At 71.5% G+C, this 13,762-nt stretch carries 10 protein-coding genes and 1 pseudogene; 3 read left to right on the top strand and 8 right to left on the bottom strand.

Annotated elements, in window-relative coordinates; all coding sequences use genetic code 11:
- Positions 1-50: 50 nt before the first annotated feature.
- A complete protein-coding gene (locus ABTZ99_RS37485; RefSeq protein ID WP_498773000.1) occupies positions 51-1,040 on the bottom strand; it encodes a methyltransferase in 990 nt (329 codons plus the stop codon).
- A gap of 231 nt (positions 1,041-1,271) precedes the next feature.
- Here ABTZ99_RS37485 and ABTZ99_RS37480 point away from each other — a divergent pair, with 231 nt between their 5' ends.
- Entirely contained in the window at positions 1,272-1,883 is a 612-nt protein-coding gene (locus tag ABTZ99_RS37480) for a hypothetical protein (protein ID WP_499617897.1), read from the top strand.
- Here the strand turns inward: ABTZ99_RS37480 and ABTZ99_RS37475 are convergent.
- Entirely contained in the window at positions 1,867-2,484 is a 618-nt protein-coding gene (locus ABTZ99_RS37475; RefSeq protein ID WP_499617896.1) for a TetR/AcrR family transcriptional regulator, read from the bottom strand. The two genes, ABTZ99_RS37480 and ABTZ99_RS37475, sit on opposite strands and share 17 nt — an antisense overlap.
- Before the next feature lie 113 nt (positions 2,485-2,597).
- On the opposite strand from ABTZ99_RS37475, the gene ABTZ99_RS37470 reads away from it, so the two are divergent.
- Positions 2,598-3,626, top strand: a complete 1,029-nt coding sequence (locus ABTZ99_RS37470) for an aldo/keto reductase (protein WP_499617895.1) — start codon at positions 2,598-2,600, stop codon at positions 3,624-3,626.
- Positions 3,627-3,745: 119 nt separating this feature from the next.
- Here the strand turns inward: ABTZ99_RS37470 and ABTZ99_RS37465 are convergent, their stop codons facing one another.
- The 5 genes and pseudogenes from ABTZ99_RS37465 to ABTZ99_RS37445 all read right to left on the bottom strand — a co-directional run bounded on the left by ABTZ99_RS37465 (position 3,746) and on the right by ABTZ99_RS37445 (position 11,075).
- A complete protein-coding gene (locus tag ABTZ99_RS37465; RefSeq protein ID WP_499617894.1) occupies positions 3,746-4,129 on the bottom strand; it encodes a hypothetical protein in 384 nt (127 codons plus the stop codon).
- A 152-nt stretch (positions 4,130-4,281) separates the two neighbouring features.
- A complete protein-coding gene (metH, locus tag ABTZ99_RS37460; protein ID WP_499617893.1) occupies positions 4,282-7,869 on the bottom strand; it encodes a methionine synthase in 3,588 nt (1,195 codons plus the stop codon).
- A gap of 163 nt (positions 7,870-8,032) precedes the next feature.
- Positions 8,033-8,440: pseudogene (locus tag ABTZ99_RS37455) on the bottom strand (LutC/YkgG family protein); the annotation flags it as partial.
- A 512-nt stretch (positions 8,441-8,952) separates the two neighbouring features.
- Positions 8,953-10,350: a LutB/LldF family L-lactate oxidation iron-sulfur protein gene (locus ABTZ99_RS37450; protein WP_498773012.1), complete on the bottom strand. Its 1,398-nt coding sequence runs from the start codon at positions 10,348-10,350 to the stop codon at positions 8,953-8,955.
- On the bottom strand, positions 10,347-11,075 hold the full coding sequence (locus ABTZ99_RS37445; protein ID WP_499617892.1) for a (Fe-S)-binding protein: 729 nt from the start codon (positions 11,073-11,075) through the stop codon (positions 10,347-10,349). Before ABTZ99_RS37445 ends, ABTZ99_RS37450 begins: the two co-directional genes overlap by 4 nt.
- Before the next feature lie 68 nt (positions 11,076-11,143).
- Between ABTZ99_RS37445 and ABTZ99_RS37440 the strand changes: the two genes are divergently transcribed.
- Complete coding sequence (locus ABTZ99_RS37440) at positions 11,144-11,836, top strand: FadR/GntR family transcriptional regulator (protein WP_498773016.1); 693 nt, start codon at positions 11,144-11,146, stop codon at positions 11,834-11,836.
- A gap of 72 nt (positions 11,837-11,908) precedes the next feature.
- On the opposite strand, the gene ABTZ99_RS37435 is transcribed toward ABTZ99_RS37440, so the two are convergent.
- Positions 11,909-13,573: a peroxidase family protein gene (locus tag ABTZ99_RS37435; RefSeq protein WP_498773018.1), complete on the bottom strand. Its 1,665-nt coding sequence runs from the start codon at positions 13,571-13,573 to the stop codon at positions 11,909-11,911.
- Positions 13,574-13,762 lie beyond the last annotated feature (189 nt).

Raw genomic sequence — 13,762 nt, 5'->3', positions numbered from 1 at the left:
GTGGGTGGGCGGCGGGGCGTTCGGTGACTCCGACGAGGCCGTTCGGCCCGTCAGCGGGCGACGGCTTCCACGATCGAGGCGACGAAGCCGGTGTCGATGACCCTCGTCACCTCCAGGTCGGCCTTGGCCAGCAGCGCCCTGAACTCCTCCTCGGTCCGCTCGCGGCCGGGCAGCAGGGACATGACGACGATGTCGTACAGCTTGCCCGTGTGCGGGGCGTTCTTCGGCGGGATCACCGCGTCCAGCACCAGCACCCGGCCACCGGGGGACATGGCCTTGCGGCAGTTGCGGAGGATGCGCACGCACTGCTCGTCGTTCCAGTCGTGGATGATGTGCTTGAGCAGGTACACGTCCGCGGGCGGGCACTCCTCGAAGAAGTCGCCCGCGACCAGCTCCCAGCGGCTGTCGTCGCCCAGCTCGCCCAGCCGGTGGTCGGACACGACGTGCTCGCCCAGGTCGAGCAGGATGCCGCGCAGGCTGGGGTCCTGCCGCAGGACGTCCAGCAGCAACCCGCCGTACCCGCCGCCGACGTCGACGACCGTGGCGCCCGGCGGGAACCGGTAGTTGCGCATGATGGACGGGTTCTCGGAGTCGGATTTCGCCTGCATCCCGGAGTAGAAGACCTCCGGGGAGGCCACGTCCCGGAAGTACTCGAAGAACGACGTGCCGAAAACGTGGTCGAAGCTGGGACTCCCGCTGCGCAGGCTCTCGACCAGTTCGCCGTGCGAGGCCCAGAACGCCTTGTCCGTGAACGTCACGACGGCCGCCCGCAGCGACCCCTCCGCGTCCGTGCGCAGCAGGTGCGCTTCCGGGGTCAGCTCGAACCGGCCGTGGTCGTCCTCGCGGAACACACCCCGCATGGCCAGCAACCGGAGCACGCGGAACAGGTGGTCCGCCTTGGTCCCGGTGTCCGCCGCCAGCTCGGCCGGCGTCTTCGGACCGTCGACCAGGTGGTCGGCCACGCCGGCGATGGCGGCCGCACGCAGCGCCGCGGAGTAGACGTAGCCCAACATCTCGTCGAACAGGCGAATACCGGCCAATTCCCTGTCGGAAGGATTTGTCGCACCGCTGTTGTGCACGAATTCACTCCAGTCGCCGCCGATCGGATTTCCACGGCCATCCTCGACCGGTGCGGCGACCGGCTGCACCTTCTGTCGTGCGGTACCACCGGCCCCCGACCCACCGCTCGCCCCGTGCGACTGGATCCGGTCGGCGTCCGTCGGGACGGGAAACCGCTTCGTCCCGCCGGCCGCGGGTCCCACAATGGCCGGGTGATCACGATGACCCCGGTGGTGGAGCGACCGGTCGGTGACTGCCCGTTCTGGTCGGTCGAGCCGGGGGAGTACCACGTGGAGGTTCCGCGCTCGCCCACGCCGAGCCGCGTCGCCGTCCTGGCGTGGGCGCTGGTCGCGCACGGCGTCGACGACGTCGACCTGCACGCCGACGTGTCGGACGCGGTCGGGGCCGTCGACGCCTTCCTGGCCGCCGAGGACGAGCGGCACGTGCCCGGCGGTCTGCGGATCGTGGCGGGCGACGTCGTGGCCGACCCGGGGTGCTGCTTCGGGCTGGACGAGTGGCGCACCTGGCTGGAGGTCCTCGACGGCGAGGCGATCTGGCTCGGCCACAGCCCCGACACCGTGGTGCAGCACCGGGGCGAGGTGGTCCGGATCTGGCCGAACGAGGACCTGGCGAACCCCCGGTTCACCGGTCCGCACGTCGACATCGCCCGTGACGCCCTGCTCGGGCACCTCAGGGAGGTCCGGGAGGACCTGGTCGGGTTCCTCGACGCGCTGGGCACGTGGGCGCGCTCCACCGTGCCCGACCGGGCCGACCGGTTCGTCGCGGCCGTGGACCGGCGGTTGGGGATCAGCCCGCCCCTCTGACCGGTCGGCGTGCCCCGAAGCGGAGGCCGTCGACGAGCAGCGCGACCATCCGCTCCGTGTGGCCGTCGTCCTCCCGGGCGGGCAGGGTCAGGTTGGCGGTGGCGCGCAGCAGGTCGTAGGGGTCGACGTCGGCGCGGACCTCGCCGGCCTCCGCGGCGCGGTCGAGCAGGCCGCGCAGGACCGGCACGAAGCGCTGCTGGAAGTAGGCGGGCAGGGCGGCGTAGGCCGGGTCGCCGGAGTGCAGGGCGGCGCTGAGCCCGTGCTTCGTGCCGATGAAGCCCGTGAAGCGCCGCAACCACCTGATCAGCGCTTCGAGCGGTTCGTGCTGGGCGGCGAGGACGGGGGCGGCGTCGGCGCAGGCGTCCACCTCGTGGCGGAACACCGCGGCGATGAGGTCCGAGCGTTGCGGGAAGTGGCGGTACAGCGTGCCCGCGCCCACCCCGGCCTTGGCGGTGATCTGGCGCACGGGCGCGTCCACGCCCGAGGTGGCGAAGACCTCCGCGGCGGCGCTGAGCAGCGCGTCGGTGTTGCGCTGCGCGTCCGCCCGCACGCGCTTGCCCGGCCGCTCCTCGGTCTCGCCCGCGTCGACTTGCTCGCTCACGGCACCCCTCCTTGCTAAGCGGAACGTCGTTCCGTATTGTCGAAGTCGAACGTTGTTCCGTTTGTGTCGAGCGTAGCGCTGCGCCGGGCACCCGCCAATGCACGAGGAGCACCATGAAGTACCGCACGCTGGGCCGCACCGGCATCAAGGTCAGCCCCTACGCCCTGGGCGCGATGATGTTCGGCGCCGCGGGCAACCCCGACCACGACGACGCCGCCCGCATGATCCACAAGGCGCTGGACGCGGGCGTCAACTTCATCGACACCGCCGACATCTACTCGCACGGCGAGTCCGAGGAGATCGTCGGCAAGGCCATCGAGGGCCGTCGCGACGACGTCGTGCTGGCCACCAAGGCCCACCTGCCGATGGGCGAGGACCCGAACCACCAGGGCAACTCGCGGCGCTGGCTGGTCCGCGCCCTGGACGACTCCCTGCGCCGCCTCCGGACCGATCACGTCGACCTCTACCAGATCCACCGGCCCGCGCCCGACACCGACGTGGAGGAGACGCTGTCGGCGCTCACCGACCTCGTGCGGGCCGGGAAGGTCCGGGCCATCGGCTCCTCCACCTTCCCCGCCTCGGAGATCGTCGAGGCGCAGTGGGTCGCCGAACGGCGCGGCCTCGCGCGGTTCCGCACCGAGCAGCCGCCGTACTCGATCCTCGACCGGCGCATCGAGAACGAGGTGCTGCCCGTCTGCGAGCGCTACGGCATGGGCACGCTCGTCTGGAGCCCGCTCGCGCAGGGCCTGCTCACCGGTCGCTACCGCAAGGGCGTGCAGGCCGAGGGCAAGCGCGCGAGCTACGGCTTCAAGCACATGACCGACGAACGCCGCCTCGACGCCGTCGAGCAGCTCATCCCCGTCGCCCAGGACGCCGGGGTGTCCCTGACGCACCTGGCGATGGCCTTCGCGATCGCCCACCCCGGCGTCACGTCCGCGATCATCGGCCCGCGCACGGAGGCCCAGCTGGACGACCTGCTCGCCGGCGTGGACGCCGTGCTGGACGACGACGTGCTCGACCGGATCGACGCCATCGTGCCGCCCGGCACCGGCGTCGGGGCGCTCGACATGGACTACCGCACGCCCGCCGTGCAGCAGGCCCGCCTGCGCCGCCGCCTGGTCGAGGAACGCTCCGCCGCCTGACCAAAAGCCTTTTTCACGGCGATTTCCGATTCATTCCCGAGATGGTGCCGCCCTCTTCCGCAGAGAAGGGGGCGGCACCATTATTCACGTGCGGGACCGTCGATTGCCGGTGACCGGGATCAGACTTCTTCGTACCAGTCCACGCAGAGGTGGGCGACGTAACCCGTGCGGCCGTCCCACTGCACCTGGATCCACCAGCTGCTCGTTCCGCCGCACGCGGTGTAGCTGCTGCCCGAGGTGGCGTCGCACGACGCCGCGGCGCGTTGGCCGGGCTGGATGATGCCGAGGCGGGTGGAGTCCTCGTTGGTGCGCAAGCGGACGTTCACGCCGCTCACGCCGGATTTGGGTGTGACGTAACAGGCGGGCACGTCCGACCGGTCCACCGCGTGCGCGGCCGGCGCCGGCGCGGCGATCGACGCCGCCGACGCGGAGGACGGCGCCAGCGCCATCATGACGAGAACGATCAGCGCGCCGAGGCACGCGGCCAGAGAATTCTTATTCACAGCTCCCCCTTCGGGATCCTTTCACGGTCCCGAAGGTGACGATAGCCAGGCCGCCGGCGTTTGGCAGTCCCTCGTCGGTGTGAATGCGACGGCACTCCGACGAGGGACTGTTGATCCATTATTCGCGCATTCGCGCCGACTTTGTCAGGCCATCAGGCTTCAGGCTCGTAGGCCAGGTTCGGTCGGAGCCAGCGCTCGACCTCCGCGACCGGCATCCCGCGCCGGCGCGCGTAGTCGACCACCTGGTCGCGGCCGATCCGACCCACGGTGAAGTAGCGGGCCTCCGGGTGCGCGAAGATCACGCCGCTCACCGCCGCCGCCGGCGTCATGGCGAACGAGTCGGTCAACGCCAGGCCCACCTGCTCGGCCTCCAGCATCGCGAACAGGTCCTGCTTCTCGCTGTGGTCGGGGCTGGCCGGGTACCCGAACGCGGGCCGGATGCCGCGGAACCGCTCGGCGTGCAGGTCCGCCAACTCCGGGTCGGCGTCCGGCTCGAACCAGTCCCGCCGCGCCCGCAGGTGGACGTGCTCGGCGAACGCCTCCGCCAGCCGGTCCGCCAACGCCTTCACCATGATCGACTTGTAGTCGTCCTGCTCCCGCTCGTACCGCGCCGACAGCTCCTCGGCGCCGTGGATGGCCACCGCGAACCCGCCCAGGTGATCGCCCGCCGGCGCGATGTAGTCCGCCAGGCTCCGGTTGGGCCTGCTCGCCGGCTTCTGGGTCTGCTGGCGCAGCATCGGCAGCCGCCGCCCGTCCACCACGATGTCGTCGCCCTCGGAGTGCGCGGGCCAGAAGCCGTACACGCCCTTCGCCCGCAACGAGCCGTCCGCGATCACCTGGTCGAGCATCGCGTTCGCGTCGTCGAACAGCTCCTGCGCGGCCGGGTTGGTCTCCAGGATCTTCGGGAACTTGCCCTTCAGCTCCCAGGCCAGGAAGAAGAACGTCCAGTCGATCATCTCGCGCAGCTCGGCCAGTGACGGCTCCACGACCCGCAGCCCGGTGAACGCGGGCGTCGGCAGCTCCTCGAACGACACCACCTCGGCGTTCGCCCGCGCCTGCTCCACCGTCAGCAGCGGCGTGCTCTGCCGGTTCTCGTGCTCCTCGCGCAACCGCTGCTGCTCGACCCGCGTCGCCGCGGCCAGCTCCTCGGCGCGGTCCTCGTCCAGCAGCGCCGACACCACGCCCGCCACCCGTGACGCGTCCAGCACGTGCACGGTGGTCTGGTCGTACACGGGCGCGATCCGGACCGCCGTGTGCTGGCGGGACGTGGTCGCGCCGCCGATCAGCAGCGGCAGCTTCATCCCGCGCCGCTGCATCTCCGCCGCCACCGACACCATCTCGTCCAGCGACGGCGTGATCAGCCCGGACAGGCCGACCGCGTCCGCGCCCTCGGCGATCGCGGTGTCCAGGATCTTCGCCGCGGGCACCATCACGCCCAGGTCGACCACGTCGTAGTTGTTGCAGCCCAGCACCACGCCGACGATGTTCTTGCCGATGTCGTGCACGTCGCCCTTCACCGTGGCCAGCACGACCTTGCCGTTGCCGCGGGTGGAGCCGGAGGCTTCCTTCTCCGCGTCCATGTACGGCTCCAGGTGCGCCACCGCGCGCTTCATCACCCGCGCGCTCTTCACGACCTGCGGCAGGAACATCTTGCCCGCGCCGAACAGGTCGCCGACGACCTTCATGCCGTCCATCAGCGGACCCTCGATCACGTCGAGCGGGCGCTCGGCCTCCAGCCGCGCCTCTTCGGTGTCCTCGATGATGAAGTCGACGATGCCGTGCACCAGCGCGTGCTCGAGCCGCTTGGCCACCGGGCCCTCGCGCCACGCCAGGTCGACCACGCGCTTGGTGCCGGAGCTCGCCACCGTCTCGGCGAAGGACACCAGCCGGTCCGTGGCGTCCGGGCGGCGGTCGAACAGCACGTCCTCGACCAGTTCCAGCAGGTCCTTGGGGATGTCCTCGTAGACCGCGAGCTGGCCTGCGTTGACGATGCCCATGTCCAGGCCCGCGCGCACGGCGTGGTAGAGGAACGAGGAGTGCATCGCCTCGCGCACCGTGTCGTTGCCGCGGAACGAGAACGACAGGTTCGAGATGCCGCCGCTGATCCGCACGCCCGGACAGCGCTGCTTGATCAGCGGGATCGCGTCCAGGAACGCCTTGGCGTACCCGTTGTGCTCGGCGATGCCGGTCGCGACCGCGAGCACGTTCGGGTCGAAGATGATGTCCTCGGCCGGGAAGTCCGCCTTCTGCGTCAACAGGTCGTACGCGCGGGCGCAGATCTCGACCTTGCGCTCGGCGGTGTCGGCCTGGCCGAGCTCGTCGAACGCCATCACCACGACGCCCGCGCCGAAGTCGCGGATGCGGCGGGCCTGGGTCAGGAACGACTCCTCGCCCTCCTTGAGGCTGATCGAGTTGACCACGCCCTTGCCCTGCACGCACTTCAGCCCGGCCTCCAGCACGCTCCACCGCGAGCTGTCGACCATGATCGGGACGCGGGCGATCTCCGGCTCGGTGGCGACCAGGTTGAGGAACGTGGTCATCGCCCGCTCGCTGTCGAGCAGGTCGGCGTCCATGTTCACGTCGAGCAGGTTCGCGCCGCCGCGCACCTGCTCCAGCGCGACGTCCACCGCCGCCTGGTAGTTGTCGCCCTCGATCAGCCGGCGGAACTTCGCCGACCCGGTCACGTTGGTGCGCTCGCCGATCATCACGAACCCGGTGTCCGCGCTGATCTCGAACGGCTCCAGGCCGCTGAACCTGGTCCGGTCCGGCACCCGCGCCACCGACCGCGGCGGCAGGTCCTTGACCGCCGCCGCGATCCGCGCGATGTGCGCGGGCGTCGTGCCGCAGCAGCCGCCGACGATGTTGACCACGCCCTCCTCGGCGAAGCCGTGCAGCAGCGCGGCCGTCTGCTCCGGGGTCTCGTCGTAGCCGCCGAACGCGTTGGGCAGCCCGGCGTTGGGGTGGCTCGCGGTGTACGTGCCGGCGATCCGGGACATCTCGGTGACGTGCGGTCGCATCTCGGCCGCGCCCAGTGAGCAGTTCACGCCCACGACCAGCGGCTCGGCGTGCGCGACGGAGTTCCAGAACGCCTCGACCGTCTGCCCGGACAGCGTCCGCCCGCTCAGGTCCACGATGGTGACCGAGATCCACAGCGGCAGGTGGGGCGCGACCTCGCGGGCCGCGGCGACGGCGGCCTTGGCGTTGAGCGTGTCGAAGATCGTCTCGATGAGCAGCAGGTCGACGCCGCCCTCGGCGAGCGCGCTGATCTGCTCCGCGTAGGCGTTCTTGACCTGGTCGAACGTGACCGTCCGGTACGCCGGGTCCTCGACCCGCGGCGACAGGGACAGGGTGACGTTGAGCGGGCCGACCGAGCCCGCCACGAACCGGCCGCCCGCCTCGTCGGCGGCCTGGCGGGCGAGCTGCGCGCCGCGCACGTTCATCTCGCGCACGAGCTTCTCCAGGCCGTAGTCGGCCTGCGCGATGCTCGTCGCGGTGAACGTGTTGGTGGTGGTGATGTCCGCGCCCGCGGCCAGGTACTGCCGGTGGACGTCGAGGACGACGTCCGGGCGGGTCAGGTTGAGCAGGTCCGGGTCGCCGGTGACGTCGTGCGCGTGGTCGCCGAGCAGGTCGCCGCGGTAGTCGGCCGGGGTGAGCCCGGCGGCTTGGAGCATCGTGCCCCAAGCGCCGTCCAGCACCGCGACGCGCTGGTCCAGCAGCTCTCGCAGGGCGTTTTCCGACACGCGGCCTCCCAGGTTGGGAGGCGCCCTTCGGATCGTCGAGCCCCGGCCGAGCGTGGCGGGCTCGTCGCCCGTTGCAGCGCCTCTCGATCGGGAGTCCGATCCTAGCGAACCACGCGATCGTGGGCGGATCCGCCCAAAGGGTGAGAACACGATCACCGGTGTTTCAGCGCGTGATCACGACCTCCAACGTGCGCGGCCCGTGCACGCCTTCGACGCGTTCCAGCTCGATGTCGCTGGTCGCGGACGGTCCGCTGATCCACGTCTGGGTGCGCACCCCGGCCAACGCCGCGACCGCGTCCGGCACGCCGGCCACGACCTGGTCGGCCCGCACGACCACCAGGTGGTAGTCCGGCACGAGGGTGAGGGCCCGGGGGCCTTGGTCGGCGGCGTCGTGGTCGAGCACGATCGTGCCGGTTTCCGCGACCGCCACGTGACAGGCCGTGACGACGGCATCGGCCGCTTCGACGATTCCGCGAAGCGCTTCGCGAGCGTCCCCGCCAAGGGGAACCCTTGATTCGATTCTACCGACGGGGTCCGACAATTCCTGGTGCTCCCACGGCCGCCCGCCGGGTTCCGCCCCAGGTCCGCCCGGTTCGGCACCGGGCTCGGCCGCTGGTGGGATCCCGGTGCCGGCCCGTTCCGCGCCCGGTCCGGCGGCTCGTTCCGCTCCCGGTCCCGCCGCCGATTCCGCCCTGAGTCCACCCGCCGATTGCGCTCCGGTTCCGGCTCCCGGTCCCGCTCCCGCCGCCGGTTCAGCCCCGGTTCCGGCCGGTTCGGTGCCCCCGGCCACCGGGTCCGATTGCACCGCCGACCCGACCCACGCCGCCGTCCACTCGGGCGGCGTGCCGGGCGCGGTCACGACGTGGTGCGCGCCCCGCTCGGTCAGGGCGGCGGCGATCGCTCCGGCCACCTCGTCGGCGGCCACCACGCGGACCAGCGCCCGGTAGTCGCGCAGGCGTTCGGCGAACAGCTCCAGGTCACCCGGTCCCCGCGTGCCGGCCGCCCGGTAGTCGCGCGGCACGGGCGCCACCTCGCGCGGGCCCTTCGCGCGCCGCACCCTCGCCAGGACCTCGTCACGAGCGCTCACCGGGTCTCCCACCAGTCGCGGAACGTCTGCTTCGGCGGTTCCGGCAGGTCGCGCGCCGTCGACCAGCCCGGCAGCGGCACGTGCCGGCTCGCCACCCGCCCGAACCTGCCCAACCGCACCAGCCGCCGCCACCGCCGCGCGTCCGACATCGCCCACGCCAACGCGCGCATCGCCGTCGACTCCGGCGTGGTCGGCTTCGCCGAGGTGACCCGCTCCCGCAGGTGCACCAGCATCGACGGGATGTCGATCGCCACCGGGCACACGTCGTAGCAGACACCGCACAGCGACGACGCGAACGGCAGCGTCGGGTTGCGGTCGACACCGGTCAGCTGCGGCGACAGCACCGCGCCGATCGGGCCGGGGTACGTCGAGCCGTACGCGTGCCCGCCGGTGCGCTCGTACACCGGGCACGAGTTCAGGCACGCCGAACACCGGATGCAGCGCAACGCCGCCCGCCCGCCCGGGTCGGCGAGCGTGGCCGTGCGGCCGTTGTCCACCAGCACCACGTGGCTGGTCTGCCCCTCGGTCGGCCCCGTCCACACCGACGTGTACGGGTTCATCCGCTCACCGGTCGACGACCGCGGCAGCAGTTGCAGGAACACCTCGAGATCGCGCCACGACGGCACCAGCTTCTCGATGCCGACCACGCTGATCAGCGTGCGCGGCAACGTCAGGCACATCCGGCCGTTGCCCTCGGACTCGACCACCACCAGCGACCCGGTCTCGGCCACGCCGAAGTTCGCGCCCGAGACGGCCACGTCCACCGTCATGAACTTGTGCCGCAGGTGCTTGCGCGCCGCCTCGGCCAACGCGTTCGGGTCGTCGGTCAGGTCCGGGTCAACGCCCGGCATCTCGCGCCGGAAGATCTCCCGGATCTCCGTGCGGTTGCGGTGGATCGCGGGCACCAGGATGTGGCTCGACTTGTCCTTGCCCAGCTGGACGATCAGCTCGGCCAGGTCGGTCTCCACCGCGTGCACGCCGATGTCGGCCAGCGCCTCGTTCAACCCGATCTCGACCGTGGCCATCGACTTGACCTTGATCACCTCACGCGTGCCGGTCGCCCGCACCAGGTCGGTGACGATGCGGTTGGCCTCGTCGGCGTCCCGCGCCCAGTGCACGTGCGTGCCGCGGCTCGTCAACGCCTCCTCGAACCGCACCAGGTACTCGTCGAGGTTCGCCAGCACCTCGTCCTTGATCGCCGCGCCCGCCGCGCGCAGCTGCTCCCAGTCCGGCAGCTCGCCGACGACGTTCGCCCGCTTGGCCCGGATCGTGCCGGTGGCCTTGGCGAGGTTGCGGCGCAGCTGGGCGTTGCCCAAGGACTCGCGCGCGGCCTTCGGGAACGGCTCGCCGGTCAGGTTCCCGCCGCCGGCGGGCATGCCCAGGAACGTCGTCATCGCGTGTGCTCCAGGATCTGGGCCAGGTGCAGCGGTCGCACGCCGCTGCGCAGCCTGCTCAGGCCGCCGCCGATGTGCATCAGGCACGACGAGTCGCCCGCCGTGAGCACGCCCGCCTTCGTGCTCAGCACCGCGCTCATCTTGTCGCCGAGCATGGCGGTGGAGGTGTCGGAGTTCTTCAGCGCGAACGTGCCGCCGAAGCCGCAGCACGTCTCGGCGGACGGCAGCTCCACCAGGTCGATGCCCTCGACCGCGCGGAGCAGCCGCAACGGCCGGTCCCGCACCTTCAGCACGCGCAACGAGTGGCACGTGGGGTGGTAGGTGACCCGGTGCGGGAAGTACGCGCCCACGTCGGTGACGCCGAGGACGTCCACCAGGAACTCCGACAGCTCGTACGTGCGCCGGGCGGTGTCCGCGGCGGCCTCGGCCAGCTTCGCGTCACCCTGCGCGCGGGCGACGTCGGCGTGCTGGTGCCGCACCGATCCCGCGCACGACCCGGAGGGCACGACGATCACGTCGGCGTGCTCGAACGCGTCGACGTGGTTGCGGATCACCGGCATCGCCTGGCCCGGGTAGCCGGTGTTCACGTGCATCTGGCCGCAGCAGGTCTGGGCCGACGGGACGACCACCTCGTGGCCGAGCCGTTCCAGCAGTCGGACGGTGGCCTTGCCGACGTCCGGGAACAGGCCGTCGACCAGGCACGTGACGAACAGCGCGACTCTCACCGCGCTGACTCTAGACTGTGTGGTCTGACCACACCAGACTGTGGTCAGACCACAGTGGAGGTGCTCCTTTGTCCGGGTACGGCGCGGTGCTGCGGCACGTCGAGTCGGAGCTGAGCGCGGGTCGGCTCGGGGTGGGGCAGCAGCTGCCCGCCGAGCGGAAGCTGGCCGAGGACCTCGGCGTCAGCCGGGCCACGGTGCGCGAGGCGATCCGGGTGTTGCAGGCGATGGGCGTGGTGCGCAGCGGCGTCGGGTCGGGTCCGGACGCGGGCACCACCGTCATCGCCGACCCGGCGGGCGGGCTCGGCGCGGCCCTGCGCCTGCACCTGGCCACGCGCCGGCTCCCGATGGCCGACCTCGTCGGCACCAGGGTGATGATCGAGAGCCACTCCGTGCGCGCGGCGGCGGTCCGCCCCGACCACCCCGACCTCGCGCGGGCCGCCGACCTGCTGGCCCGCATGGACGCGCCCGACCTGGACGCCGACACGTTCCACCTGCTCGACGCGGACTTCCACGTCGCCCTGACCGCCGCGGCGGGCAACGCCGTGAACACCGCGATCATGGCGGCGCTGCGCGACGCGATCCACCGGACCGTGCTGGACGCCGTGCAGGCGTTGCCGGACTGGTCGCGGACCGCCGTGCGGCTGCGCCGCGAGCACCGGTCGATCCTGCGCGCCGTCCAGGCGGGGAACGGCGAGCTGGCCGCCACCAGGGTCACCCGCCACGTCGAGGGCTTCCACCGCGAGTGGGCCCGGCACGCTTGAGCGGTCCGCCCGAAGCGCGGTCGAGGAGGTGACCGGCCCGGTCCCCGGGAGGACCGGGGACCGGACCGGTCGTCAGTCGCCGAGCGGGTTGAGCAGGTCCGCCTTGCCCTCGAACGCGAACAGCAGCAGGTCCGTCATCCGGAACGTCTGCGAGTCCGGCCCGAACGTCGGCCGCCACGACGGTTCGCGGACGATCGACGTGCGGCTGCCCTCGATGGCGCGGTGGAACACCTCGGCCACGATCCGGCCACCCACCGGCCCCAGCCTGCCGCGGTTGAACTCCGCCTCGCGCAGCACGTAGAACCACAACGGGGTCGCGGCGGTCACCGCGGCCTTCTGCGCGTCGGTCAGCGAGTCCAGCGTGACGCCCCCGTCGCCGAGCAGGACCTGCTCGTCGGTCAACGGCTCCACGCCGAGGAACTCCGCCATCTGCTGACCGCTCGCCAGCCGGACCATGTTCGCCCGGGTCAGGTTGCGGAACGCCAGGTTGCGCTCGATCTCCGGGAACGTGGAGCCGCGCCCGTCGAACGTGCCCGCCGGGAGCTGCGTCAGCGGGTTCACCAAGAGGCTGTCGACCCGCTTGGTGACGTTCCCGCCGTCGGCGGTCGGCGGCGCGAGGTCCGGCCGGTCGGCCTCGGTGAAGTCGAACAGCCTGCGGAAGTCGGCGATCCAGTTGGTGGGCAGCGTGTCGACCGTGCCCGAGTTGGGGTTGTCCAGGTCCGGCAGCTGCGACCCGGGGTCGAAGTTGCCCGACGTGCCGGTGAAGACGAACAGCAGGAACAGGGTGGCGGCGCCGCCCGGCCCGGTCGAGGCGAACACCCGGTTCCACTGGTACGCGCCCCGGATCATGCTGTGGCCCAACCGGTACGCCGCCACCGAGAACTCCAGCGGCATGGTCGGCTCGAGCCCGTGCGGCGACTTGCCCCGGCCCGGCGCCTCGAAGAACCGCCGACCGTTGGCGAACACGTCGTCCACGATCGCCGGGTCCACGATCCGCGGCAGGAAGTCGGTGCGCAGCATCCACTGGTAGTGGCGCACCACCTGCTCGCGCGCCGCGGCGAACAGCCGCTGCCCGGTCAGCCCGCGCAGCGCCAGCTCGTCCACGACCCGGTTGTGGAACCTGATGAACGCCAGGTGGGTCTGGGCGACGACCAGGTTCTCGTCGTTGCGTGCGTCCGGGATCAGCGGTCTGCGCCGGTCCGCCCCGGTCGTGCCCGCCGCGCCGAACCTCGGCAGGTCGAACCCCTCCAACGCGACGTTGACCCGCTCGTCGGGGAACGGCGTCGGCGAGGTGGTGCCGACCTTCAGCTTCACGCCGTCCGCGGCGTAGAAGATCCGGTCGTTGCGGTCGCGGGGACCCCGTCCGTACACCGAGTCGAGGTCCAGCGCGGGCGAGCGGCCTTGCACCAGCTCGTCGAGCGTGACGTCCTCGCCGAGCTGCGACTCGGTGCGGTCCATGGTCAGGTCGTGGTCGACGAACTGACCGAGGTAGGTGAAGCCCGCCGGGATCGACGGGTCCGCCGAGTCGGGCTGCGGCACGTCCGCGGTCATGGCGGTGGCCAGGGCGACCCTGGTCTCCTCGTCCAGCGGCGTCCCCTCCGGCCCCAGCCGCGAGAACCGGAACCGCCGCAACTCCTCCACCGTGAGCGGCCGACGGGTCGTGGCCTGGCCGTCGCGGTCGAACTCCAGCACTCCCTCGCCCACGACGAAGAAGCTGTTCGTGCCGTGCTGCTTCATAGACCCCCCCAGGTCTGGTGTTGCCCGGGAACACCCGGGTGGGACGAACGCACCCCCTGTGGCCGCCCTCAACTACACATGTACCAGCACTTGTCGATCAGATACGTGGCCCAATCCGCTGGTCCGGTTGCGCTAGTCCAAGTGGGCGGGCAACCGGCAGGTAGGACGCTTCCTGAGAAAGCCTGTGAA

It is taken from the genome of Actinosynnema sp. NPDC002837 (genome assembly GCF_040295345.1).
Lineage (GTDB): Bacteria > Actinomycetota > Actinomycetes > Mycobacteriales > Pseudonocardiaceae > Actinosynnema.
The sequence above is the reverse complement of the archived record's forward strand: the minus strand, read 5'-3'. Positions and strand labels throughout refer to the sequence as shown.